Source organism: Novosphingobium nitrogenifigens DSM 19370 (assembly GCF_000192575.1).
Classification (GTDB): Bacteria; Pseudomonadota; Alphaproteobacteria; order Sphingomonadales; family Sphingomonadaceae; genus Novosphingobium; species Novosphingobium nitrogenifigens.
On the sequence record NZ_GL876935.1, the window covers coordinates 87,968 to 114,240 of the forward strand.

The window sequence follows — 26,273 nt, forward strand, 5'->3', positions numbered from 1 at the left end:
CTCAAACCAGCCCTTGCGGCAGGACGCCGACATCGCGCACAAGCCGGTCTGGATCGACGCCGAGCCGCTCGAACGCTTCGCCTCCGCTTGCGATCAGACGGGCAAGCCCTGCTCGCGCCTCTGCGGCGGCACTGCGAAAATCACCCTGTCCTGCGACGGCCGCGCGGGCACTGGCGACATGGCGTGCCTCATCGGCGCGGATCTGCGAAAAGAGCGCGAACGTGCGCGGGTCGCGCGCCAAGGGACGCCCGCGCGCAAGCATCCGCGACAGGATCGTGCAGGTTGCCGCATCGACCGCCGCGATCCGCGCCAGATGCACAAGCGGCCCGTCGGCGGCCAGGCTCTGGTGAAACCGTCGGGCTACGCGGCGCTGTTCGCCCCCGCGATCCGGTTCGGGCAACATTTCGCCAAGTGCTGCGAGCAAGGCCTGATGCACGTCCTCTTCGACACCGATCGCCGCAAGCGTCGCGGCGAGCGTGCCCTCCTGCCGCTGGGCCAACCGCACGAAAGCGATGGCCGCAGCTTCCTCTCCACAAGCCAGCAGCGGCAGGAGGTCGGCGAGCGCCTGTGCCTCAGCCGAGGCAAGGCCATGTCCCACCCTCCCCCGATCAACGAGTGCCACGGGGTGGCGGCCAAAGCAGGGCGCCTGCCTCGTCATGGCAAAAGCAGGACTTTGCCCATGGACTTGCGCGCCTCGATAAAGGCGTGGGCGTCCGCAGCATTTTCAAGCGGGAAACGACCGCTGATAAACGTGTCGACCCCGCCGCTGGCGATCGCGACAAAGACAGCGGCCAGACGCTCGCGAAACAGCGCAGGATTGAGCAAGGGCGCCAGCGCAAAGCCGGTGACCGACTGGTTGAGAAAAATCATCCGGCGCAGTTCGGGCACGCCGAGGTCGAAATCGTGGAGATTGAGCGCACCATAAATGACCAGTTCGCCTGACGCGCCCAAGAGACCGAAAGCGTCGCGCATCACGTCGCCCCCGGTCGATTCCATGATCACGTCGATCGCCCCGCCATCGACCGCGGCCCGCACAGCCTCGTTCCATCCCTCGACACGATAATCGACGGCGACATCGGCTCCGAAATTGCGGGCCAGCGCGAGCTTGGCCTCTCCCCCTGCCGCAGCGACAATCCGCGCGGCACCATCGAAACGCGCCATCTGCACCAGCATCGAGCCGACACCACCGGCCGCCGCCGTGATCAGCACCGATTTGCCGCGCACGGACGTCCGGTCGAGCAGGAGCCGCGCCGTCAGCCCCGTCACCATCGCGGCGGCGGCTTCCTCAAACGTCACATCGGCGGGGACATGGGCCACCCAATCGACATCGACGGCGACCAGTTCGGCATAGCCGCCCATGCCGTTCCCGGTCGCGAAGAGCGCCGCCGCCACCCGATCACCGGGACAGAACCCGGACACTTCGCCCCCGACCGCCTCGATCACACCAGCGACTTCAGATCCGAGGACGGCGGGAAGCGTGGGCGTCGCGGCATAGCGATCCTGCCGCATCAAGACGTCGGAGAAATTGACCCCGATCGCAACGATCGCGATGAGCACCTGACACGGTCCCACGACCGGATCGTCCCGCTCGGCCAGACGCAGCTGCTCGGGCCCGCCAAAGGCGGCAAACTCGACGACTTTCATGCGGGCGTCCTCCGCCCGAACGACCACGAACTGACGAAACGGGGATTGGGGATCATGCGCGTGTCCTTGTGCGTCCGGGACAGCGACCAATCCCGGCTTCAAGGTTCACTTCGCAGCAGGCGCCCCTGTGGCTACACGCTCCGCCAAGAAAATTGCGCAGCCGGTCAGCCGTGCTCGGTGACGACCGGTGCCTGTTCGGGTTTCAGCCGTCGGGGCCTGCCGTAATAGTACCCTTGCGCTTCCGTACAGCCTTCGCGCACCAGCATGGCCAGTTGCTCCTCTGTCTCCACCCCTTCGGCAAGGACCGGTATCTCGAGGCTCCGCCCGAGAGCGAGAACCGCCCTCACGATGGCGGTCGCCTGATGGTTGCTGACCGCTTTCAACACGAACGACTTGTCGATCTTGATCTTGTCGAACGGGAAAGCCTGAAGCGTGTCGAGCGACGAATAGCCCGTGCCGAAATCGTCCATGGCGATACCGACGCCAAGTGCCTTGATCTGGCGCAGCAGGTGCAGCGCCCGCGTCCGGTCGCCGATGATCGCGCTTTCGGTGATCTCCAGTTCGAGACGGCGCGGCGGCAAGCCCGCATCCACCAGGATGTCGGTGATCGTCTGGACCAGATCGGCCTGCTGCAACTGTACCGGGGACAAGTTGACCGCGATCTTGAGGTCGGGATCCCACTGTGCGGCTTCACGCGCGGCTTCGCGCAGAACCCATTCGCCGATCGCGTAAATCGACCCGGTTTCCTCCGCGATCGGAATGAACTCGTCCGGGCTTACCAAGCCCCGCTTGGGATGGACCCAGCGCAACAGCGCCTCATACCCGATCACCGCCCCGGACTGCACGGCGTGCTGGGGCTGATAGACGAGATGGAATTCGTCGCGTTCGATCGCATGGCGCAATTCGGTCGCAAGCTGCCGCCGCGTCCGGGCATTCTCATCCATGCCCGGCTGATAATAGCAGATATGCTCGCCCCGCCCGTTCTTGGCCCGGTACATGGCAAGGTCGGCATTGTTCATCAGGGTTTCGAGATCCGCGCCATCGCTCGGGAACACCGCGACGCCAAGGCTGGCCCCGATAGGGATCCGGTGGCCTTCGCCTGCCAGATCATCGTCGAAACAGGCCCGCAGGCGATCGACGAAATCAGACAGATCCGCCTGGCTCGCAAAACATTTTCCGGCGGCAAATTCGTCGCCGCCCAGCCGGGCGACCGTTTCGCTTTCGACGCAGCAGGCCTGCAACCGATGGCCGATCTCGACAATCGCACGATCGCCCTCGGCATGGCCCCAGCGGTCGTTGATCCCCTTGAACCCGTTGAGGTCGATCATGACCAGCGCGAAATTCTGGCCCAGACGCGCCGAATAATCCATTTCCCGTGCACATTGCTCGGCAAAGTGGGCACGGTTGGACAAACCCGTCAGCGGATCATGCATGGCAAGATGAACGATCCGGGCCTCGTTGCGGCGACGTTCGGTGATGTCCTCGAACGTCGACACCCATCCCCCCTGCACAAGCGGACGGGTCGCGACCGAAACGATGAAATCGGCCCGGCACTCAATGACCGTCGTCCCTGCGGCAACGGGGCTCATCGCGCTTTCAAGGGCGGTGCGCGTCCGTCCCGGATCGTCGACATGGGCCCGCGCCATCATCACCGGGACGATCTCTGCAATCGTCATGCCCGGGCGCAAGACCCCCTCTTGCAAGGACCACAGTTCGCAAAGCCGGTCGTTATGAAGAACGAGCCGCTGGCTCGCGTCGAACAGGGCAAGGCCCTGATACATGTTGTCGAGTGCGGTATCGAGATGCGCCCGCGTTTCGGACAGGCGTTCCTGATCCTCCCTCGCGCGTGTCATGTCGCGGATGATGACGATGAAGCCCACGATCCGCTCGCGGGCATCGATCACGCGTTCGATCGTCACATGCGACCAGAAGCGCGTGCCGTCCTTGCGCAGCGACCAGTCCTCGCCAGTGTAACGGCCATCATGCCTCGCTTCGTCGAGCGCCTTGCAGGCGAAGCAGGACGGACGCCCTTCCCCGGCATAGAACCTCTCGAGCGACAGCCCGAGCGCATCGGCCTCGGCATATCCGTTGAGCCGCTGCGCGCTCTTGTTCCACGCCTTCACGATCCCGTCCGGGGTCAGCATGAACATCGCGCAATCACTGATCCCGTTCACGATCACCGCCATGTCGCGTTCGCCTTGGCGAACGATCCCCTGCACCCGGCGAACATGGGCGAGCGCAGAGAGGCAGATGATGACGACAAGACCCGCAGCGACGCTGACCAGCCATGTCATGACTTGCTGCGAGAGCAGGATCACATCGCTCGCGGCGCGGCGAGAGGGGACAAGCTCGATCGCGGTCATGCCGGTGAAATGAAGCCCGACAACCGCAAGCGTCAGCAGGAGACAGGCAGGCAGGACATGACGTTCGGACCGGGCGAGATGAAAGGCCGGGATGAGCGGCGCAATCGCAAGCACGACGGACAATGCAAGATAAACTGCATCAAAGCGCACGAGCGCAGGCATATCCATGGCCATGACGCCCAGATAATGCATGGCAGCCACCCCCGACCCGGTGATCGCGGCGGCCAGAGCGGCTCCGACAAGCGTCGGGAAGCGCAGGGCGACGGCAAAACCCGCCGTGATCAGGACGACCGCCAGAGCGAGCGAACCGACAGTCGGCCACAAGCGATAACTGACCTCGAAGCCGGGAAGATACCCCATCATCGCCACGAAATGGGTCGCCCAGATGCCAAATCCGGCGGTGCCACCCGCCGCGAGCAACCAGTTGCGCGCGCCCGACCGACTGGCCTCACGGAACAGCAACATCCCGCTGACCGCCGTTGCAAAGCAGATAAAAGCCGCAAGCGCGACGAGCCAATGCTGGTGGTGATCCACCGTGCAAAGGTAGATTTTGAGCATTCTGCAGTCCGATTTCTCGTTTCCCGAAGGATTTTTTTGCGTCGTCTTGATCGCGACGGCGGCAAACTGCCCATTGCCCGTTAAAATATCGCCAACGCTGTCCTTTGCCCCATCGATCGGGAAGGAGGTCGTCAGAGGGAACGCAGGGGCGAACCCCTCTTCACCCCAACTGCGCTCAGGGGAGGCACAGCCGAAGTGAAGAGGGGGAAGGCAGTCCGGGGGGAGACTGCCTTCGGGGGAACGGGCTTCGGGGGGAACGGGAAATCAATCGAGCTGGGTGGCGGCGACGGCCTTGCCGAAGCTGTAACGCAAGCCGCCCATGACCGAGCGGCCCTGAGCAGGCGTGCGGAACTGTTCGTCGTTGCCGGTGTAGATGTTGGTGCCCATCACGCCGAACGTCGCATAGTGACGATCGAACAGGTTGGCGATCGTCGCAAAGAGTTCGAGCCGGGATGTGGGCAAGACATGCACGTCGATATTGGCAATCGTGTAGCCGGGAACCACGGGGTCGAGATTGGCTTCGTCGCCATGGGCGAACTGGCTCGACACCACGATCAGGTTACCCCCGATCGTCACCTTGCGGATCGGCTGATAGACCGCGCGCAGCTTGAACGAATGCGACGGAATACCGGTGATGCGGTCCCCCGGCTGCACCATGTCGCCGCTCGCATCGGTGAAATTCTCGCGATAGCTCGCCGCGACATAGCCATAACTCGCCGCCAGATGCAGATGGCGGAAATCGGCCGTGACGCCCAGATCGACGCCCTTGCGCTCGGTCTTGCCGACATTGGCGAAATAGCCGAGGCCCGAAGAGCCGAAAATGAACTGGATGTCGTTGTCGAGCAGGGTTCGATAGGCCGAAACGCTCCAGCCCAGGCGCGCGTGGTGTGCCTTGCCGAACGAACCACGCAAACCGCCTTCGACCGTATGGGCGACCACGGCCTTGAGCTCGGGATCGCCGTTGAACCCGGTCGGCAGGGCACAGGGTGTCGCCGGATCGGCACAGGCAAGTTCGATTGCCGTCGGCGCGCGCATGGCTTCGCTGTAACTGGCAAAGAAGCCGATCGCCTGATCGGGATTCCATGTCAGCCCGACCGAAGGATTGACCCGATGCCAATTGTGCGAGCCTACGATCGGCGCACTTTCGGGACCCGCAATCGCGCCGTCGGGCGCCGTCGCGGTGGCAAGCGTGCCGTCGGCCCCGTCCCAATAGCTCGCGCCCAGATAGGACGGATTGTAATAGGTCTGCCCGTCTGCGCCGGTCCAGGTGAAGGCCCCGCTGCTGTCGAGATAAGTGTCTTTCGTTCCCGACAGCGACAGATGAGTATGCGTATAGCTGACCGATGCGCTCAGTTTCAGACCTCGTGCCAGTTCGACGACATCGCGGGCGAACACGTTGAACGAGGTGCTGTGCGAAGAGACGCCAAGGCCGTTGATGACGTTGCTGCCCTTGAACCCGTCCGCACTGGAATAGAGCGTGTTCCACGCCTCGGGCACCGTCGCGTAATTCACCAGCCGCGCCAGCACGGTGTTCTGGTCATACCCGACCGAAGCAGTCTCGAAATTGCCCCCGACGTTGAGATCGTGGGAAAGGCCCAAAGCATCGGCATCGACGTCGAGCAGCAGATTGCCGCCGAAAACGTGCTGCGACAGGTTGGAATAGACGACCGTGGTGTTGATGCCGCTGGTATAGTCATGCAGCGGCAGGCTGCCGTTATAACCGACAAACCCCGCAGCCTCGTCCTGCCCGGCAGCATAAGGGTTCGAGGCATAGAGATCGCGCGCGGTCCCGCCCGGGGCAAGCGCTGAGCAATCATATTCGCTTTCGTCGCAAGCATCGCCCAGATCGGCATTGCTGTTGCTCGAATGCGAAGAGGCGCGCCGGTAATAGACGTTGCCACTGAGCCGCGCGGTCGAGGAAAGCCGGGTGTCGGCCTTGAGATTGATGACCAGCTGGTTGTTCGAAACATTGTCGGGCCAGGTATAGGCCGCCTTGGGATTGCCCAGCATCGAGAGCGGCAGTGCCTGTGTCCCGTTGAGCGAGGTATCGGACCAGATCACCCCCAGTTCGACATTGGTGGCCGTGCCGTGCCAGCGCAGCTTGCCGTAAAGCTGCTTCACATCGGTGTCGGTGTACCAGCGATAGCCGTCCTGCGCGTCGTAGTTCCCGGCAACGAACCAGTCGATCGTACGATTGGCGAGCGTGCCCCCCGCTTCAGCCTGAACCACGCGGCGATTGTACGATCCGCCCTGAAGCGTGACGGTCGCGCCAGGATTGTCAGCGCCGTTCTTCGTCGCCAGCACCAGCGAACCGCCCAGCGTGTTGAGCCCGAACAAGGGGTTCGACCCCGGCAGGACTTGGACTTGCGACAGGGCATTGAGCGGGATCATGTCCCAGTTGACGATCGATCCGAAGGCCTCGTTCATCCGCACGCCGTCGAGATAGACCGAAAGCCCGGTCGGCGATCCCAGGAGCGACGTCGCCTGGAACCCACGATAGGAAACGTCGGACTGATACGGGCTGCCCGTTCCGTTGCTGACTGTGACCGAGCCGAGATTGGCATTGAGCAGATCGGCAAGATTGGAGGGATGCTGCCGGTCGAGAGCATCCGCGCCCAATACTTGCGCATTGTTGGGGGTATCGCGGATCGCCACGGTATCGCTGGCAATCGGGGCGGTGACGACGATCTGGTCCCCGCGCGTCTCTTGCGCATGGGCGGCGCCATGGATTGCAAGGACACCTGCAAGAGCCGAGGCGCACAGCAAGGCAGACTTGTGGGGCACGTGTTTGTGGGTCACGAGGATCTTATCCGCTCCGGCAATTTTTCGACCCTGTGGCGAGCACGGGTCCTGCCTTTTCGGATAAGCGATGAGAGAACCGAAATCCTGAGGATTTCCTCAGGATGGTCTCATCCTAAAGGTCGATCAGTTTAACTTATCGGCTTCTTGTCGATTTCCAGCGTCCATTCCGGCCGATGCCTGCGCATCGCCGTGGGCGACGATCTGGAACCCGCGCCCCTTGATCGCCTTGACCACAAGGCCGGGAACCAGCTCGGCCAGTCGCCGCCGCAAGGCACTGATCGCCGCGTCGAGCGTATTGGCCCCGACCACCGCTTCCGCGCCCCAGACCGCATCGATCAGGGCCTCGCGCCCGACCACATCCCCCCGCGCCATGACCAGCCGGGCGAGCAGGCCTTGGGTCCTGGGCTCCAGTGCAAGCGGGGCCCCGCAATGAAGGACAAGTCCGCGCAAGGGATCGACGCTCAGTGTGCCAAGGCTGACCGGTTGCGGCAAAAGCTGTGCCGCCCGCCGGACGAGCACATCGACGCGCGCGGCCAGTTCGGCAAAGGCGAACGGCTTGGGCAGATAATCGTCAGCCCCGGCCGCGAACCCTTCGAGCCGGTCGTCGAGCGTCCCGCGCGCGGTCAGCATCAGCACCGGCAACCCATGCCCCGCCGCACGCAGATCGCGGCACAAGGCAAGGCCGTCCCCGTCCGGCAGATTGAGATCGAGCACCGCCACCGCGACACCCCCTTCGCCCAGCGCCTCGATCACACCGGACGCACGGCGCAACCAGCGCACCTCGTGCCCCCGCGCGCCAAGCCCCTGCACCACTGCGCGCCCGATAGCGACGTCATCTTCGACCAGAAGGATCATGCCGCCGCCGTCGCGGTCCCGCTGCCGGTATCGAGCAAGGGCAGCGTCATCACGATCCGGCATCCGCAAGCGCCCGGCTCGGTCTCGGCCCGGTTTTCCGCGTGGATCGCTCCCCCATGCTGTTCGAGCACCCATCGCGCGAGCGCCAGTCCCAATCCGCTCCCCCCACGCGCGCGTCCTTCCTCGGTCTGGTAATAGGCATCGAAAATTCGCGGCAGGTCTGGCGGCAGGATACCCGGCCCGCTATCGGCGATCGCGATCCTTGCCTGCCCATCGTCGCGGGTCAGGACGACCTGCAACCTGTCGCCGGGCCCGGAATACTTGAGCCCGTTGTCGATCACGGTCAGGATCGCCTGCGCCAGCCACCGCTGATCGAAGGCAACGATGGCCGGCGCAAGAGCGGGGCTCCAGTCGAAATCGACATGGATCGAGCGGGCATAGGCCGCGGCCTGCGCCAGGGCCGCGTCGATCGCGCCGACAAGATCGCCGGGAACGAGCACGAGGCTGGGACGCCCCTCCCCCGCCTGTGCCAGCGACAGCATGTCGGCGATGCGGTGGTCGAGGAACCCGGCCTGCGCGACAATGTCATGCAAGCACCCTTGCGCGTCTCCACCGCTTTCCAACGCGACCTCGGCCAGAACGCGGATGGCGGTCACGGGCGTGCGCAGTTCATGGCTCGCCTTGGCAAAGAACAACCGGCGCGAACGGTCGACGGTGTCGAGTTCGGCACGACGCGCGACCACCTCGATGGCAAGCGTGCGATTGGCACGGGCCAAGCTGATGGCGCCCGCCACCACGGTCAGCATCGCCACGACCGCGAGCAGCGCTGCAAAGGCAACCGTTTCACGGCGGACCCGCGCCAGTTCGGCACGCACTGCACTCACTTCGCGCGCTTCGTCGATCGCGATAGCCTTGACCGTGGTGACAAGCCGCGCGCGCTCGGCAGGCACCGCAGTCATCGCCGCAAGCTCGCTGGCCCGGCGCATTTCCCGTTCCTGTCCCGTGTGGTCGCCGGGACGCAAATAGCGGCCCTCCGCCGCGACGAGGTCGCGATAGGCACCAAGGCTTTGCCGCAGGACTTCGGGATTGCGCGTTTCAGCATCGCGCGCGATGTCGGCCACGAGAGCCGCCTGCTGCTGTGCGATCAGGGCATGTTCGAAGCCGTGCGAAACGGCGGCAAGACTGAAAACGAAAGCAACCAGCAACCCGAGCAAGGACGCGCCGAGCACAGCGAGCGGCACGCCCATGCGCCAGAAAGGGGAAAGGTCACCGGTCCGCGAGATCACGCGCCCTTGCTCGCCGCCCATCGGACGATTTGCAACAGGTTTCCTGAGCCACCCGGCATGCGCGCCGTGGGCAAAAAGAAAGGGCTGACGAAACGCCAGCCCTGAGAAGTTTTGGGAGAGGATGCCTGAAAGGCCCGTTCCCTATGCGTAAAGCCGTCGATTCCCGCAAATGAGAGTTAAGCGGTTTTAGTTGCAGATTTTGCAATCATGGCAATAAATCGTCGTAAAACAGTCATATCGAGGAAACTCTCAGAGCATCGCTTCGATCAGAAAGGGACCTTTGCGCGACAGTGCCCCGGCGAGCGCCGCGCGCAGGGACGAAACATCACGGACCTGCTCGCTGCCCATGCCAAAGCCACGGGCAAGACTGCACCAGTCGGGAACCGGATCGGCGAGACTGAGCATCGAGAGTGCCTTGGGTCCGGCATTGCGCACGCCGACCCGCATGAGTTCGATGTTGAGAATGGCGTACGAGGCATTGTTGAGCACGATGACCGTCACGTCGAGCCGCTCGCGCGCCATGGTCCAGAGCGCCTGACAGGTATAGAGCCCCGATCCGTCCGCCTGCAACGCGATGACGCGGCGATCGGGACAGGCGACGGCCGCCCCGGTCGCGAGCGGCAACCCCTGACCAATGGCGCCCCCGGTAATGACCAGCCAGTCGTGCGGAGCAGCTCCAGCGGTCGCGGCATAGAGCGTCGCACTCGCCGTCAATCCTTCGTCGGTGACGATCGCATTGTCGGGCATCAGGTCGGCAACCACCGCACCGATGGACAAAGGATCGAGCCGTTCGGGATCGGCAAGCTCCGGCACGGCCCGCACCGCCCGGCCAGCCGGTTCCGTCGGAGCCTCCAGCACGGCGGCAAGGTCGGCAAGCGCGGCATGGGCGTCTTCGCGCAAGGAGGCGAGCCGGACGAGACGAGCCTCGGGCGGGGCCAGTTCGCTCGGCTTGCCCGGATAGGCAAAGAACGCCACCGGCGGCTCACACCCGCAAAAGACGATAGTCCGGTAAGCGGCGAGATAGTCGGCGCCCTGCTCGGGGAAATAGGGCAAACGCTCGACCGCAACCCGGCCTGCGCCCCGTTCCACCCGCGCCGGGAATGTCTCGGCAACCAGCTTCGCCCCGGTCGCCGCCGCGATCCTGCCCGCAAGATCGAGCGCATCGGCCCGCAGCGCTCGCCCGCCCAGAAACAGGGCGCAAGGCCCCTCGGCGTGACGCAGGGCTTCGGCCGCCTCGGTAACCGCTTCGGCAGGCGCACGCGGGGACGCGGGCAGCACGCGCGGGGCAACCGGCGCGGAACCCTCGCTCCAGGCATGGTCGGCAGGCACGATTACCGTCGCCACCTGTCCGGGATAGGTCATCGCCGCCAGATGCGCTTCGGCCCCGGCCTGCGCCAGGTCACGCGGCGAATGCGCGACCCGCACCCAATCGGACATCGGCCTTGCCACACCCGCAGCATCGGACGTCAACGGCGCATTGTAATGCAAGTGATAGGTCGCATGATCGCCGACCATATTGATGACCGGGCTGGCCGCGCGGCGGGCGTTGTGCAGGTTGGCAAGGCCATTGGCGAGCCCCGGCCCCAGATGGAGCAGCGTGACCGCCGGTTTTCCCGCCATGCGGGCATAGCCGTCGGCAGCCCCGGTCACGACCCCTTCGAACAGTCCGAGCACCGCACGCATGCCGTCCTGCCGGTCGACGGCAGCGACAAGCTGCATCTCGGACGTGCCCGGATTGGCGAAACAGGTATCGACGCCGCAAGCTCGCAAAGTGGCGACAAAGGCCTCTGCCCCGTTCATCGACATGTCGCTCCTCTCTTGTCGTTTCCATGCTTGATGACCGGTATCGTGAGCCTTCGCCAAGCCTTTGGTCAACCGGAAAAAACGGTGCAAAAACGCCCCCAAGACGACGCCGAAACGACGCCAAAAACGACCGGCGGGCCGGTCCGCCATGACAGCGAACCGGCCCGCCGGAGATATGGACATCTGCGCCCGAAGGTTCAGTGGCCGATCGCGCGCGACGTCGCGTTTTCCTCGGCATTCAACCGATGCTGTTCGGCGCGGGTGATCCGGCCGCCGTTCGCACGGGCATAGGCGCGATCCTGCCGGGCAATCGCGCGGTCGCTGGCGCGCAGGGCGCGCGCTTCGCGTCCGGTGATTTCGCCACGACGGCGTTCGGCATTGATGCGGTGGATCTGGTGATGTTCGCGTGCCAGGACTTCGGCCTGCCGCGGGTGACGCTGACCCCAGTCCGCCGCCATCGACGGCGTGGCAAACGTCAGCAGCGAAGCGGCACCGGCAAGGGCGAGGATCAACTTGGACTTCATGGTTCTCTCTCCGAGACGTCGGCGCGGTCTTTCCGTCCGACGCCCCGGATATGGCGCGAGTCCTTTGAACCGCGCGTGAGAGATCCTTTCACCCGCCGTTCACGCGAGGGCGAACGCATCCTCCTGTCCCAACTCGATATATCGGGCGAGGTGGAAATCCTCGTCGCCCAGTTCGTGCCCGATCATGATCAGCCGCTTGGCATAATGCGACAGCGCCAGTTCCCAGGTCATGCCGATCCCGCCATGCATCTGGATGGCTTCCTCGGCAACGAGCGAGCCGACCTTGCCGATCGTCACCTTGGCCGCACTGGCTGCGCGTTCACGCTCCAGCCGGTCGCCACGATAACGGTCGGCGGCATTGATCGCGGCGCTGCGGGCCTGTTCGATTTCCAGGGCGAGCGTTGCCATGCGATGCTGCAAGGCCTGGAACTTGCCGATGGGGATGCCGAACTGCTTGCGTGTGCGCAGATAGTCGAGCGTCATGGCCCGCAAGGTATCCATGACCGCCACCGCTTCCCATGACAGCGCCACCAGAGCGAGCGAACGCGCCTGTTCCAGCACCGGCCCGGCCTGGCCGATCTCGCCCACCGGCACCCCGGGCGTTGCCGCAAACGTGACGTCTCCGGCCGAACCGCCATCGGCCAGGAGATAGTCCCGCACGAAGAGCCCGGGCGCGCTCTTGTCCACCAGGAACGTCGACAGCCCCTCACCCGCGCGCGCCACGACCAGCAGACGGTCGAGACTGCCGGCGCAGGAAACGACCGTCTTCACGCCGTCGAGTACCCAGCCATCGCCGACCCGGGTTGCACGGGTTTCGATGGCCGCAGGATCGAACGCCGTCCCGGCCTCTTCCTGGGCCAGACCGATCACGCTTTCCCCGGCAATCAGGCTGGCAAGGCCCTCGACTTCTCCTGCTGCGGCCAGAACATGTCCCGCCTGTAGCGCAGCGAGCCAGGGGCCGGTGACCAGCGCCCGTCCGATTTCCCCGAAGACGACACCGACATCGAACGACGAGCCGCCGAAACCGCCGACGCTTTCCTCGAACAGGGCGCCGACCGCCCCGAGTTCGGCCATCTGCGTCCAGATCGCACGCGACCACCCGGTGCCCTCGAACGCGACCGCGTTGCGGGCGGCAAAGGGAAAACGGTCGGAGAGGAAACGTCCCAACGAATCGACCAGCATCTGCCGGTCTTCACCCAGCGAAAAATCCATGGATCAGAGCTCCAGAATGGCCTTGGTGATGATTTCGCGCTGGACCTCGTTCGATCCGCCGAAAATCGACAGCTTGCGGTTGTTGAAATATTGCGTGGCGACGGGCCCCGCCCAGTCGGGGCCGACCGGTTGCCCGTTCCATCCGCCCTCGAACGCCTCGGGCACCCACGGGCGCGCGAATTGCCCGGCCGCGCGGCGCATCAGGTCGTCGATCTGCTGGCGGATTTCGGTGCCCCGGATCTTGAGCATCGAGCTTTCGGCGACCGGCGCGGCCCCTGCCCCGGCGGCGGCCAGCACGCGCAAGTTCGTCGTCTTCATGTTTTCCAGCTCGATCTCGAGCCGGGCAAGCCGTGCGGCGAAATGCGGGTCCTGTGCGAGAGGACGACCGTTGCGGCGCTCGGTCCGGGCGATTTCCTTCAATTCCTCGAAAGCGGACATCGAACTGCCGACCCCGGCGATATTGGTCCGCTCATAAGTCAGGAGGTACTTGGCGTAAGTCCAGCCGCGGTTTTCCTCGCCCACAAGGTTCTCGACCGGAACACGCACGTCGGTGAAGAAGACCTCGTTCACTTCATGATCGCCCGAAAGCAGGCGGATCGGCCGCACCTCGATCCCCGGCGTTGCCATGTCGATCAGGAGAAAGCTGATCCCGTCCTGCTTCTTGCCCTCGGTCGAGGTCCGCACGAGGCAGAACATCATGTTGGCGAACTGTGCCAGCGTGGTCCACGTCTTCTGCCCGTTGACGACATAATGATCGCCATCGCGCACCGCGCTCGTCTTGAGCCCGGCAAGGTCCGACCCCGCGCCCGGCTCGGAATAGCCCTGACACCACCAGTCGCTCCCGTCGAGAATGCGCGGCAGCCATTTGCGTTTCTGTTCTTCCGAACCGTATTTCAACAGGACCGGGCCAATCATCGAAACCCCGAACGGCAGGATGCGCGGCGCATGGGCAAGCGCAGTCTCGGTCTCGAAAATGAAGCGTTGCATGACGCTCCAACCCGGCCCTCCCCAATCAACCGGCCAGTGATTGGCGAACCAGCCCCGGCTGTTGAGAATGGCGTGCCATTCCTCGTGCTCGGCCTTGGTCAGGTGCTGTCCCCGCCGCGTCTTGTCGGAAAGCCGCTGCGGCAGGTTTTCAGCAAGGAAGGCGCGCACTTCGTCGCGAAACGCCTCTTCCTCGGGCGTGAATGTCAGATCCATGGCGATGCTCTCCCGGTATGCACGAACGGAGCTTGGCGCCCCATTTCATTAATCGATTAACATACCGAGCCCGGAAGGCAACTGACCATTTCGGCAAGCGTGGTCGATGAACCGGACAGACCGCCGTTCGTGGTCCAAATCACAGCAAGAATCGCAACATGATGCATCATGGGGCCGCCTGAACGGTTTTTCGATGTAACCCGTCTCATACGTCTAACGACGTATTATCCGGCCGACGCCCCTGTGTTTTAAGCCCGATAGAGCATGGGCCAATTCTGCCACAATGGATTAATGGAACTATAAACGACTGATTAAACGATATTTTGTTGTTGCATCGTAACCACACATCGCACGCCATCGAATAGAGGGCGTGCATGAACACTTGGCAATAGCGTTACGACGGGCGCACAAATGCGCGGGGAATGCAGGGAAGGATCAGGGGAATTTCATGGGGGATCATGAAGCCATGAGCGGAAACACCGGCTTGTCCGGCAGCGACAGCTTCGCACTCCCTGCCGGTGCCACCGGCAGCTACACGCGCGCCATCGAACGGGCGCGGTATCTTCTCGACCGGGCTCCCGGCCTTGCCGAAGAACAGGCTCGTGAAATTCTCGCCGTGGTCCCGGCCAGCGGTGAAGCGCATCTCGTGCGCGGCCTTGCCCTTGCAGGGATGCACCGCCTCGACGAAGCGGTCACCGCCCTGCGGGAATCCGTCCGCCGCAGCCCCGACAACTATGAGGCATGGCGCGCTCTGGGCGAACAGCTCGTCCTGCTCGGCGACAGCGGCGGGGCCGACTTCGCCTTTGCGCAGCAATTGCGCTGCCAGGCCAAGGATCCCCAGTTGCAGGCCGCCGCCGTTGCCATGGTGCGCAACGATGTCCCCGTCGCCGAACGCCTGCTCAAGCAATTCCTCAAACAGCATCCCACCGACATCGCCGCCTTGCGCATGCTGGCCGAAGTCGCGGGCCGGATCGGGCGTTATCGCGACGCCATCTACCTGCTCGAACATGCGCTTGAACTGGCGCCCAGCTTCGACACCGCGCGTTTCAATCTCGCCACCGCGCTCTACCGCTTCGGCGAAAATGCCAAGGCGCTCGAACAACTCGACCTGCTGCTCGCCAAGCAGCCGCGCCACAGTTCGTACCGCAACCTTGCCGCAGCCGCGCTCGGTCGCATCGGCGACCTCGATGCAGCCATTGCGCACTACGAATATCTGGTCGAGCGCCACCCTGCCGCATCCAAGATCTGGATGAGCTACGGCCACTCGCTCAAGACCGTCGGACGTCAGGCCGATGCGGTCGACGCCTATCGCCGCTGCATCGCGCTCGAACCGGGCTATGGCGAAGCATGGTGGAGCCTTGCCAACCTCAAGACGGTCCATCTGGGCAAGGAGGACATCGCCGCGATGACATCCGCCCTTGCCGACGGCGCCGAACGGCTCAGCGTCGAGGATCGCTACCACCTCCATTTCGCGATCGGCAAAGCGCACGAGGATCTCGGGCAGGATGAAGAGGCTTTTGCCGCCTATGACGACGGCAATCGCCTGCGCCGCACCGAACTCCATTACGATGCCGATGAAATGTCCGCGCTCGTCGATCGTTCGATCCGCACGCTGACCCCCGCCTTTTTCGCCGGACTGGCCGGAGGCGGATGCAACAAGGCCGACCCGATCTTCATCGTCGGCATGCCGCGCGCCGGCTCGACCCTGATCGAACAGATCCTTGCCAGCCACCCCATGATCGAAGGCACGCAGGAGCTGCCCGAAATCATGGCGATCGCCCGGCGGTTGGGTGCCGAACACCTCGAGAGCAAGTTTCCCGAAACGCTGTCACCCAAGGACAAGCTTGCCGAACTGGGCGAGGAATACTTGCGTGAAACGCGCATCCAGCGCCGTACCGATCGCCCGCTGTTCATCGACAAGATGCCCAACAACTGGCAGCATATCGGCCTCATTCACCTGATCCTTCCCAATGCGAAGATCATCGACGCGCGGCGCCATCCGCTCGCTTGCGGTTATTCCAATTTCAAGCAGCACTTCGCCCGTGGTCAGGCCTTTTCCTACGACCTCACGACGATGGGCCGCTATTATGCCGACTATGTCCGGCTGATGGACCATTTCGACACGGTCCTGCCCGGCCGGGTCCTGCGTGTGTTCCATGAAGCGGTGATCGAGGACACCGAAGCGCAAGTGCGGCGCCTGCTCGACTATGTCGGGGTCGATTTCGATCCGGCGTGCCTGCGCTTCCACGAAAACCGCCGCCCGGTCCGTACCGCCAGTTCCGAACAGGTCCGCCGCCCGATCAATCGCGACGGGATGGACCAATGGCAGCGCTTCGACCGCTGGCTCGATCCGCTTCGCGAGGCTTTGGGCCCTGTTCTGGAGACATATCCTTACGCCTGACTTCAGGTTGCGGGGGGTCGCAGCCGAAATATTTCACTCTGCAAAAAGGGGGTAAAACCGTGCAGATTTTCATGAGGGATCAATTGCTTTCAGCGCGCGGCGCGCTGGTCGCGGCGATGTTGTCGTCGGTGGCCATGCCTGCTTTCGCGCAAGAGGCGCCGGCCGTGCAGACGCCTGCCGCCGCCGCTCCGGGGGAAATCGTCGTCACCGCGACACGCCGCAGCGAAAGCGCGCAGAAGGTTCCGATCAGCCTTCAGGCGCTGGGCACCGCGACGCTTGAACAGCATCAGGTCCAGAGCTTCGACGACTATGTGAAGCTGCTGCCGTCGGTGTCGTTCAACTCGTTCGGTCCGGGCCAGAGCCAGGTCTATTTCCGCGGCATCAACAGCGGCGGTGACGGCCTCGACGTGGGCTCGCTCCCCACCGTCGGTACTTATCTCGACGATATCCCGGTGACTACGGTCGGCAACTCGATCGACCTTCACCTTTACGACATCAACCGCGTCGAAGCGCTCGCCGGGCCGCAGGGTACCCTGTTCGGTGCCAGCTCGCTTGCCGGTACGTTGCGCATCATCACCAACAAGCCGGTGATGGACAAGATCGAAGGCGGCTACGACCTTCAGGTCAACAAGTTCGGCAAGGGCAATGCGGGCGGCACCGCCGAAGCGTTCATCAACCTGCCGCTCGCGCACAACGTCGCGATCCGTCTCGTCGGCTATTACGAGCATGACGGCGGCTACATCGACAACACCTACAAGGAACGCACGTTCCAGCTCGACGACGGCGACCCGACCACCAAGACGACGGTCAACAATGACAAGTACGTCGGCAAGAACCAAAACGACGTCGACACCTACGGTGGCCGCGCGACGCTGAAGATCGATCTCGACAGCGACTGGTCGGTCACCCCGCAGCTGATCTACCAGAAGCAGATCTCGCACGGCTCGTTCCTGTTCGATCCCAATGCAGGTGACCTGACCGTCCACGACTTCATCGGTCAGGTGAACCGCGACGAATTCGTGCAGGCAGCGGGTACAATCCAGGGCAAGATCAGCAACTGGGACTTCACGTACTCGGCCGGGTACATGGACCGCCACAAGCACCAGACGCTTGATTATTCGTACTACTCGGTCGCCTACGACCACTACTCGATCTCGGCAGGTTCTGCTGCCAAGGGAACCTACTACTACTACACCAAGTTCCCCGACGGTCACGGTGGCTACCTCGACCCGGATCAGTTCGAATACGTCAACATGCATTACACGAAGCAGACGCACGAAGTGCGCCTCGCTTCGCCATCGACGGGGCCGGTCAAGGTCACCATCGGTGCATTCTATCAGCGCCAGACCGACCAGATCGCGACGGACTTCACCGTTGCGGGCGTGTCCGAAACCGGCGTTCCCACGCCCAACACGGCCATTCAGCCGCTCGACGCCTTCCCCGACGTGATCTTCCTCAAGCGGCTCTATCGCGTCGACCGCGACACGGCGCTGTTCGGCGAAGGATCGTGGGACATCACGCCCCATCTGACGTTGACGGCCGGTATTCGCGGCTTCCATGTCAACAACTCGCTTTACGGGTTCTCAGGGATCGGCGCCACCGGTCGCAAGGCGTCGTGCGCGCCGACCAGTGACGCATTCTACCCCTGCATCAGCGTGAACAAGGATTATCAGGAGTCGGGCGAAACCCACAAGGCGAGCCTCGCGTGGAAGATCACCCCGCGCCAGATGATCTACTTCACCTATTCGACCGGCTTCCGTCCGGGCGGCAACGACCGCCGCGCGGGCACCCCGTCGTATCAGGCGGACCGCCTGACCAACTACGAACTGGGCTGGAAGACGACCTGGTTCAACAACCACATCCGCTTCAACGGCGCGCTGTTCCGGGAAAACTGGTCGAAGATCCAGTTCTCGCTCCCCGGTGCCAACGGGCAGACCTATCTGCTCAATGCCCCTGGTGGCGCGGTCGTGATGGGTGTGGAAAGCGACGCGGGTTACTACAACCACGGCTTCTCGCTGACCGGCTCGATGGCCTACATCGACGCACATCTCGACGACGACTTCTGCAACTCGCGCGGCTGCACGCCCAAGGGCACCCAGCTTCCCGCGACGCCGAAGTTCAAGATGAACGCGACGGCTCGCTACGAATGGCGCGATTCGCCGCACAAGCCGTTCCTGCAGGGAACGGTGTCGCACCAGAGCGGCACCCGCGCCGCGCTGCTTGACAGCTATGTCTATCCGGCGACGAACTATCTCGGCGAAACCGTGAACCAGTTCGGATACACCGGCGCGTTCACGACCTTCGACTTCTCGGCAGGCGCCTATTTCAAGACGCTCAAGGTCGAAGCGTTCATCACCAACGCGTTCGATACACGCGGCATCCTGTCCAAGGCCGCTGCCTGCGCCCTTGCGGAATGCCGTGCCGACGCACGCGTCTATCCGACCAAGCCGCAGCAGTTCGGTCTGAAGCTGTCGCAGCGGTTCTGAACCAAGGCACAGCACCAAGGAAAGGGGCCGCGCGGGACATGTCCCGCGCGGCCCTTCTCTTTTGGAGATTTCGATCACGCAAAAAGCGTAACAGCGTCTTGAAATGCCCCTCAGGCCGGGACGGTCGCCCGCTTCTGTACGTGGCTCAGGATGGTCAGGCCACCGTGATAAATGTCGTCCATGATCGCCTGCGCCGCCGCCGTGGAATCGCGTTTACGCAAGGCTTCGAGCACCGGATAATGCCAATCGACCATCGAACTGCCGCCCGCCGGATAGGAATGAGCGATGGTCGGCCCCATCTGCAACCACAGGCGACGCAAGATGCCGTGCAGGACCGGCAGCCGCGCGATGGTCGGCAACAGGAAATGGAACTGCTGGTTAAGCTCGGTACAGCGCGCGTAATCCTGCGCCTTCAGGGCAAGGGCATTTTCAGAGACGAGCGCACCGATCGCATCGAGATCGCGCGGTGTCGCGATCTGCGCAGCGGCTTCTGCCGCGATCGCCTCGAGCCGCAGGCGGATCGTGCGGATTTCGAGATAGCGCGCCTCGTTCATGATCGGAATGCGGATGTCGCGGGCAGAGCGGAACACCAGCGCCTCGTCAGTGGTGAGACGCAGGATCGCGTCTCGCACCGGTGTCACACTGGTTCCAAGCTGGTCAGCAAGGTCCCGGATCTTGAGCCGCTCCCCCGGCTGAAACTGTCCGGCGATCAGGGCGTCGCACAAGGAGCGATAGACCGTATCGCTGAGCGTGACATGGTCGACGGCGGCCAGATCGCTCATGCCCGTGTGCCTGCCCCGAGACGTGCGGCCCAGCGGTAGAGCCTCAGCACCGTGCCGAAAATCACGATGATCGCAAGCCCTTCGCTCCACGGCGCAAACCCGGCCCCGACCACGGCAAGCGGCCAGTCGGTATCGGGCACGTTCAAAAGCCCCCCCTTGGCCGCAGCGACAAGTCCCGCCAGCACGACATTGACCAGGCTTTCCCCGACAATCAGGCCCGAGGCGAGAATGACCCCGAGCCGACGGATCACATCTGCCTGACGCGGGCTCGCCGCATTGCGATCAGCCAAATGTTCATAGAAATGGCCTGCCAGCGCACCGATGATGACGATGGAAATGGTGCCGGGCGGGATATAACCGGCAAAGGCGATCGCCAGCGGCGGCAATCGCATTCCCCCGCGCCGTTCGAGCACCGCGTCGAGCACGATCAAGCCCACCCCGATCAGGGCCCCGGCCCCGAGCAGCGACCATTCAACCGTGCCGCCGATGAATTGCCCGGCAAGGGTCGTGATCAGGACGGCCTGGGGCGCGGCCAGTGCCTTGGGACCGGCGCCGGGAACTCCGGCAAAGCCATAGGCATGGCCGAGCATCGACATGATCGGAGGAATGACCACCGCCCCGGCGATGACGCCGACCACCAGAGCGACCTGTTGCCGCCACGGGGTCGCACCGACCAGTTGCCCGGTCTTGAGATCCTGAAGATTGTCGTTGGCGATCGTGGCGACACCAAGCACGAGCCCGGCCACCAGCAAGGACAGCGCCACCAGCGAAGGCCGCGCCTCTGGCCCCAGATGGGGTTCAACCACGATCGACAGCAGGCCCGCCGAACCGATCACACCCAGAATGGCAAGGCTCGACAGGGGGCTGTTGGACGAACCGATCAGCCCGGCCATGTACCCGCACACCGCCGCCACGAGAAAGCCGGTGATCGCGACGAACGCGATCCCCGCGATCATCAGCGGCACTTCAAGCGGCGCCAGCGGACCGCCCGCCAGGAACCCGTGCAGGAGCAGCGCCACCGGCACCAGCAGGACCAGCACGATCCCCCCGAGCCAGCTCATTGGCATGTCCTGCTCGACCAGAGGCAGGACTTCGCCCGCCTTGCGACGGGCCTGCGCGGCAACGGCGGAGAGGATGCCTTGGAAAACCGGACGCGCGAGACGCAGCAAGGTCCAGACCGAGGTCACCGCCAGAGCCGAGGCGAAGACGAAACGCACTTTGTGCCGCCACAGGTCCATGGCCAGATCGACTGCGGGCCCCGCCGCCGGATGGGTCATGGTCATAACCGGAACCGCAACACCCCATGCAAGGCCGAGACCGACCAGCATGGCAAGCCCGCCGGTCAGGCCAACGAGATGGCCCGCACCGAAAAGCGCGAGCTGCATATTGACGGTCATGCCGGTCGCCGCCGACCCGAACCGGGCGTACCCGGCGATTTCCGATGCCAGCAGGCGGGTTCCCACCAGAAGGGCCATGACCGCCGAGGAAATCGAGCCGGTAATCACCGCCTTCAGCCCCAGTCGCGCTTCGGCAGCATCGCCCGCATCGGCGTTTTCGTTTCCGCGCGTGCCCTCGCCCGCGCGCAGCACTTCGGCAGCGGCAACCCCTTCGGGATAGGGCAAGTCCGAGCCGGTCACCAGACTGCGCCGCAAGGGCACCGAATAGACGACCCCGAGAATGCCGCCCGCCGCGCAGATCCAGAACGAAGGCCAGAAAGGAAAATCGTGCCAATACCCGATCATCACGAAACCGGGCAGCACGAAGACCATGCATGACAGTGTCCCCGCAGAGGAGGCCACTGTCTGCACGATATTGTTTTCAAGAATGCCGGAATCCCGGAACACCTTGAGCACCGCCATCGAAATCACCGCCGCCGGGATCGAGGACGCGAACGTCAGTCCCGATTGCAGGCAGAGATAGATGTTCGCGGCGGTGAACAGGACCGTGATCAGGCAGCCGAGGACAATCCCCCGCAGCGAGAGTTCGACCGGAGGACGCACAGTAGCCATGAGCGGCAGGATTTCCCCGACAGGATGCCAGTTATAACGAGGTCCGTTCTTTCCCGGATCAGGCCGGAACTGCCAAGCCCAGTTCGCTTGCCACTGTATCAAGGGCGGCGCGGAACTTGGTCAGGATGGCATCGACTTCGGCTGCCGTGATGATCAGCGGCGGGCAGAAGGCGACCGCGTCGAGCATCGCGCGTCCGATCACGCCCTGATCCTGCAGCGCCTTGTTGACCGCAGCGCCGAGGAGCCCCGGCTTTTCGAGTGCAGTCTTCGCCTGCTTGTCAATGACGAGTTCGACCGCCGCGACCAGACCGACGCCGCGCACTTCGCCGACCAGCGGGTGATCGGCCATCGCGGCAAGACCGTTGCGCAGGCGTTCGCCCTGCTCGGCGGCATTGGCGACGAGATCGCGTTCCTCGATGATGCGGATGGTTTCGAGCGCGACAGCTGCTGCGACCGGGTGACCGCCTGCGGTAAAGCCGTGACCGAACGTGCCGATCCGTGCGCTTTCATCCATGATCGGGCCGACCACGCGCTCGTTTGCCACAACCGCCGAAATCGGCAGGTAGGACGAGGAAATCTGCTTGGAAAGCAGCATGATGTCGGGCTTGATGCCATAGGTTTCGCAACCGAACATCTTGCCCGTACGTCCAAAGCCACAGATCACTTCGTCCGCGACCAAAAGGATGTCGTACTTGGCCAGCACTGCCTGGATCTTTTCCCAATAGGTGGCGGGCGGCACGACCACCCCGCCCGCGCCCAGAACCGGCTCACCCCAGAATGCGGCGATGGTGTCGGGACCTTCCGCCAGGATCAGTTCCTCAAGCTCGGCCGCACGACGGCTGGCGAACTGTTCCTCGGTTTCACCCGGCAGCATGTCGCGCCAGTAGTGCGGGCTGCCGGTGCGCAGGATGCCCGAGAGCGGCAGGTCGAACGAGAGATGATTGGCCGGAAGCCCGGTCAAGCTCGCCGCCGCGATGGTAACGCCGTGATAGGCACGCTGGCGCGCGATCAGCTTCTTCTTTTCCGGCTTGCCCAGGGCGTTGGAGCGATACCACACCATCTTCATGGCGGTGTCGTTCGCTTCGGAACCGGAATTGGTGAAGAACGCCTTGCTCATGTTGCCCGGGCACATCGTCACCAGCTTTTCAGCCAGATCGATCATCGGCCCGTGCGACTTGTGCGTGAACGAGTGATAGAAAGGCAGGCGACGCATCTGGGTCGCGGCGGCCTCGACCAGCCGTTCCTCGCTGAAACCGAGCGCGACGCTCCACAGCCCCGCCATCGCCTCGATATAGGGACGGCCTTCGTTGTCGTAGACGTAGACACCTTCGCCACGATCGATGATCATCGGGCCGATCTGTTCGTTCAGCCGGGCATTGGTATAGCCATGCAGGTGATAGCGGACGTCGCGCGCTTCGGGCGAATTGGGTTCGGCGGTCGGGATCTGGTCAGCCACGGGTTTGCCTCCGGTCTTCAAATGGAAAAAGGGTTGGGTTCAGGATGCCGGGCTGCGGCCCTGCACCGCTCCGGCGTGAAGGCGTTCGACAATCATCCGCGCGATCGGCATGGCCGAAGTCGCCGCCGGGGACGGCGCATTGCAGACGTGGAGCATGCGCTCGCTGCCGAGGAACAGGAAATCGTCGACCGCGCGCCCGTCGGGCATCACCGCCTGGGCGCGAATGCCCGCCTGCTTCGCCCCACCGAGATCGGCGAGCGTGAGCGAAGGGCAATATTTGCGGCAGGCCGCCAGATAGGCACGGCGCGACAGCGAATTGGCAAATTCCCCCAGCCCGTGACGCCAGTTGCGCGCCATCAGCCGCCAGAACCCGCCGAAATCGGCAAGGTCGGCGACGTCCCGACGATCGAAGCGGCGATCGGTATAGCCCTCGCGCGCGAAGCCGAGCACGGCATTGGGGCCGACCGTGATCCCGCCATGGATCGTGCGCGTCAGGTGAATGCCAAGGAACGGCAGCGCGGGGTCGGGAACCGGATAGATGAGATGGCGGACCAGCCCCGACAGGGCATCGGGCAGGACGTAGTATTCGCCGCGAAACGGAACGATGCGATGTTCGACCGGCAATCCCGCCAGCCGGGCCAGACGATCCGATTGCAGCCCTGCACAGGCGATCAGCCGCTCGGCCCGCACCTTTTCGCGCGCGCCAAGAACATTGCGCAGGACGACCTCTACATGGCCGTCTTCCTCGGCGATCGCCTCGACCGCCGTGCCGCACCGGACAATGCCGCCGCGTTCGACAATCTCGGCCGCCATCGCGGCAACTACGCGGGTATAATCGACAATGCCGCTCGCCGGGACGCGCAGGCCCGCGATCCCCGCCACGGCCGGTTCGGCGCGGGCAAGCCCAGCCGCATCCAGTTCCTCGAACGCGATGGAATTGGCCCGCGCGCGTTCGGCCAGGGCCCCCATCCGGTCGCGCTCGACCGCATTGGTGGCAACGATCAGCTTGCCGCACTGTTCGTAGGCGATGTCGTGGTCGCGGCAGAACCGGATGGTATCTTCGGCCCCTTCGCGACAGAGCCGGGCCTTGAGCGAGCCGGGGGTATAATAGACCCCGGCGTGGATCACGCCGCTGTTGTGCCCGGTCTGATGCGCAGCGAGCTCGGCTTCCTTTTCGACCAGAAGCAGGCGAGCGCCCGGTTCACGGCGCAGGAGTTCAAGCGCGGTGGCCACCCCGACGATCCCGCCACCGACGACGAGATAAGTCAGGCCGGACACCCCGGCATCAGACATGCTGTCCGCCGTTGATATGGATTTCCGAGCCGGTGATGTAGGAAGAGGCATCGCTGCACAGGAAATGGATGGTTTCGGCCACTTCTCGCGGATCGCCCAGACGGCCCAGCGGAACCAGGCGTGCAACGATGTCCTCGGTCCCCGGCGACAGGATCGACGTATCGATCTCGCCCGGCGCGATCGCATTCGCCCGAACGCCGAGCGGGCCGAATTCATGCGCCATTTCCCGCGTCAGCGAGGCAAGGCCCGCTTTCGACGCGGCATAGGCAACGCCCGCGAAAGGATGAACCCGCGATCCGACGATCGAAGTCACATTGACGATCGATCCACGCGCGGCGGTCAATTCAGGGATCAGCTCGCGCGCCAGCAAGGCGGTCGAGACCAGATTGACGTTAAGCACCTTGTTCCAGATCGACGCATCGCTGGTCAGGACGCTCAGACGCTCGCCCTCGGGCCCCTTGGGCGAAATTCCCGCATTGTTGACCAGGGCATGGAGCTTGCCCGCAGGCAGGCGGCGACGCACTTCGGCGGCAAGGGCCGGGATGGCGTCGAGATCGGCAAGGTCGGCCTGAATATGACCCCACTGCGCCATCGGCCAGCGGCATTCCTCGGAAAAAGGCTGGCGCGAAACGGTCAGGATGCGCCAGCCTTTTTCCTGGAACAGCTTGACTGTCGCATGACCAATGCCCCGGCTTGCCCCTGTCAGCAACAGGATGCGATCGGTCTCTTTCACTTCGCCAATCACGTTGCCAGCCCCACTTGATGCATCATACACCTTCCTAGACAGAGCCCCGATCCAAGGCAAGGGAGCGCACCTGCGCGCTCACCCTCCTTTTTGCGGCAGCCCCCGTTCCTGTTACCCGTTTTGCCGTTGGTCCGCCCAGTTCGGGCGCTGCATTTCGAAAAGATCGGTCATCCGCGCATACCATCCGCCGCCATGGGCCCGGCCTACCAGATGCATGGCCGGGGTATCGACATGGCGTCGCACCGGATCATAGAATTCGTCGCGTACATGGAACCGCAGGACTTCGCCGATCACCAGCATCGTGGAGCCGATGTCGAGATGGCGATAGAGACTGCATTCCATCGCGACCGGCGCACTCGCGATGCGCGGCGGCGCGACCGCGATCGAAGGCAGGACCGGAATTCCCACCAGAGCGAGTTCGTCGATGCCCGGCGGAGCATCGATCGAAGTCCGGTTCATCGCTTCGGCATCGCTTTCACCGACAAGATTGACGACGAATTCGCCGGTGTCGTGAATATTGGCCGCCGTGTCCTTGAGCGTCCCGTCCGGGCGGCGCCCGATCCCCAGCACCACGATCGGCGGATCGGCGCCCATCATGTTGAAAAAACTGAACGGGGCGACATTGCACGTACCTGCATCGGATCGGGTCGAGACCCAGGCGATCGGACGCGGCGTGATCGCCGAAGCCATCAGCCGATACCGGTCGGCAGGAGGCATCGCTGTAAAGTCGAATTCCATTGCAGATCATCCGGTTGGCCGAGACTTTTCGTCATACCCCCAAGTGGCGGCACACCCTACCCCTTTCAACCACTTGACAGGTCCACCCTGTTGACACGCTATTCGAGCTTCGCAGC

The 26,273-nt window shown here is 63.9% G+C and carries 18 protein-coding genes; 2 read left to right on the plus strand and 16 right to left on the minus strand.

The window, feature by feature from the left end; all coding sequences use genetic code 11:
* Nucleotide 1 precedes the first annotated feature (1 nt).
* The 10 genes from Y88_RS16600 to Y88_RS16645 form a co-directional block, all read right to left on the minus strand.
* The gene (locus Y88_RS16600) at nucleotides 2–658 is read right to left on the minus strand and encodes a 3-oxoacyl-ACP synthase (protein ID WP_232281126.1); all 657 of its coding nucleotides are present in this window, start codon (nucleotides 656–658) and stop codon (nucleotides 2–4) included.
* The gene (locus Y88_RS16605) at nucleotides 655–1,644 is read right to left on the minus strand and encodes a quinone oxidoreductase family protein (RefSeq protein WP_018075634.1); all 990 of its coding nucleotides are present in this window, start codon (nucleotides 1,642–1,644) and stop codon (nucleotides 655–657) included. Before Y88_RS16605 ends, Y88_RS16600 begins: the two co-directional genes overlap by 4 nt.
* Before the next feature lie 164 nt (nucleotides 1,645–1,808).
* Entirely contained in the window at nucleotides 1,809–4,565 is a 2,757-nt protein-coding gene (locus Y88_RS16610) for a bifunctional diguanylate cyclase/phosphodiesterase (protein ID WP_018075633.1), read from the minus strand.
* A 264-nt stretch (nucleotides 4,566–4,829) separates the two neighbouring features.
* The gene (locus tag Y88_RS16615; protein ID WP_018075632.1) at nucleotides 4,830–7,364 is read right to left on the minus strand and encodes a TonB-dependent receptor; all 2,535 of its coding nucleotides are present in this window, start codon (nucleotides 7,362–7,364) and stop codon (nucleotides 4,830–4,832) included.
* A gap of 126 nt (nucleotides 7,365–7,490) precedes the next feature.
* A complete protein-coding gene (locus tag Y88_RS16620) occupies nucleotides 7,491–8,222 on the minus strand; it encodes a response regulator transcription factor (protein WP_008071347.1) in 732 nt (243 codons plus the stop codon).
* Nucleotides 8,219–9,529, minus strand: coding sequence for a sensor histidine kinase (locus tag Y88_RS16625; RefSeq protein ID WP_008071355.1), 1,311 nt, complete (start codon nucleotides 9,527–9,529; stop codon nucleotides 8,219–8,221). Before Y88_RS16625 ends, Y88_RS16620 begins: the two co-directional genes overlap by 4 nt.
* Nucleotides 9,530–9,757: 228 nt before the next feature.
* Nucleotides 9,758–11,308 (minus strand): acetolactate synthase large subunit, encoded by a 1,551-nt coding sequence (locus Y88_RS16630; protein WP_198133367.1) that lies wholly within the window; start codon nucleotides 11,306–11,308, stop codon nucleotides 9,758–9,760.
* A 200-nt stretch (nucleotides 11,309–11,508) separates the two neighbouring features.
* Nucleotides 11,509–11,835, minus strand: coding sequence for a hypothetical protein (locus tag Y88_RS16635; protein WP_008071357.1), 327 nt, complete (start codon nucleotides 11,833–11,835; stop codon nucleotides 11,509–11,511).
* Between the two features lie 99 nt (nucleotides 11,836–11,934).
* The gene (locus tag Y88_RS16640; RefSeq protein WP_008071358.1) at nucleotides 11,935–13,047 is read right to left on the minus strand and encodes an acyl-CoA dehydrogenase family protein; all 1,113 of its coding nucleotides are present in this window, start codon (nucleotides 13,045–13,047) and stop codon (nucleotides 11,935–11,937) included.
* 3 nt (nucleotides 13,048–13,050) lie between these two features.
* Entirely contained in the window at nucleotides 13,051–14,247 is a 1,197-nt protein-coding gene (locus Y88_RS16645) for an acyl-CoA dehydrogenase family protein (protein ID WP_008071359.1), read from the minus strand.
* A gap of 448 nt (nucleotides 14,248–14,695) precedes the next feature.
* Between Y88_RS16645 and Y88_RS16650 the strand changes: the two genes are divergently transcribed.
* Together Y88_RS16650 and Y88_RS16655 are read left to right on the plus strand one after the other, a co-directional pair.
* Complete coding sequence (locus Y88_RS16650; RefSeq protein WP_008071361.1) at nucleotides 14,696–16,648, plus strand: tetratricopeptide repeat-containing sulfotransferase family protein; 1,953 nt, start codon at nucleotides 14,696–14,698, stop codon at nucleotides 16,646–16,648.
* 71 nt (nucleotides 16,649–16,719) lie between these two features.
* Nucleotides 16,720–19,134 (plus strand): TonB-dependent receptor, encoded by a 2,415-nt coding sequence (locus Y88_RS16655; RefSeq protein ID WP_018075630.1) that lies wholly within the window; start codon nucleotides 16,720–16,722, stop codon nucleotides 19,132–19,134.
* A 110-nt stretch (nucleotides 19,135–19,244) separates the two neighbouring features.
* On the opposite strand, the gene Y88_RS16660 is transcribed toward Y88_RS16655, so the two are convergent.
* The 6 genes from Y88_RS16660 to Y88_RS16685 form a co-directional block, all read right to left on the minus strand.
* Complete coding sequence (locus Y88_RS16660; RefSeq protein WP_008071363.1) at nucleotides 19,245–19,916, minus strand: GntR family transcriptional regulator; 672 nt, start codon at nucleotides 19,914–19,916, stop codon at nucleotides 19,245–19,247.
* The gene (locus tag Y88_RS16665) at nucleotides 19,913–21,925 is read right to left on the minus strand and encodes an OPT family oligopeptide transporter (protein WP_232281127.1); all 2,013 of its coding nucleotides are present in this window, start codon (nucleotides 21,923–21,925) and stop codon (nucleotides 19,913–19,915) included. The genes Y88_RS16660 and Y88_RS16665 overlap by 4 nt, the downstream gene beginning before the upstream one ends.
* A gap of 58 nt (nucleotides 21,926–21,983) precedes the next feature.
* Nucleotides 21,984–23,381, minus strand: coding sequence for an aspartate aminotransferase family protein (locus tag Y88_RS16670; protein WP_008071365.1), 1,398 nt, complete (start codon nucleotides 23,379–23,381; stop codon nucleotides 21,984–21,986).
* A 39-nt stretch (nucleotides 23,382–23,420) separates the two neighbouring features.
* On the minus strand, nucleotides 23,421–24,674 hold the full coding sequence (gene lhgO, locus Y88_RS16675) for an L-2-hydroxyglutarate oxidase (RefSeq protein ID WP_018075628.1): 1,254 nt from the start codon (nucleotides 24,672–24,674) through the stop codon (nucleotides 23,421–23,423).
* On the minus strand, nucleotides 24,667–25,407 hold the full coding sequence (locus Y88_RS16680; protein WP_026166903.1) for an SDR family NAD(P)-dependent oxidoreductase: 741 nt from the start codon (nucleotides 25,405–25,407) through the stop codon (nucleotides 24,667–24,669). Before Y88_RS16680 ends, lhgO begins: the two co-directional genes overlap by 8 nt.
* Before the next feature lie 123 nt (nucleotides 25,408–25,530).
* A complete protein-coding gene (locus Y88_RS16685; protein WP_008071369.1) occupies nucleotides 25,531–26,157 on the minus strand; it encodes a flavin reductase family protein in 627 nt (208 codons plus the stop codon).
* Between the last annotated feature and the right edge of the window lie 116 nt (nucleotides 26,158–26,273).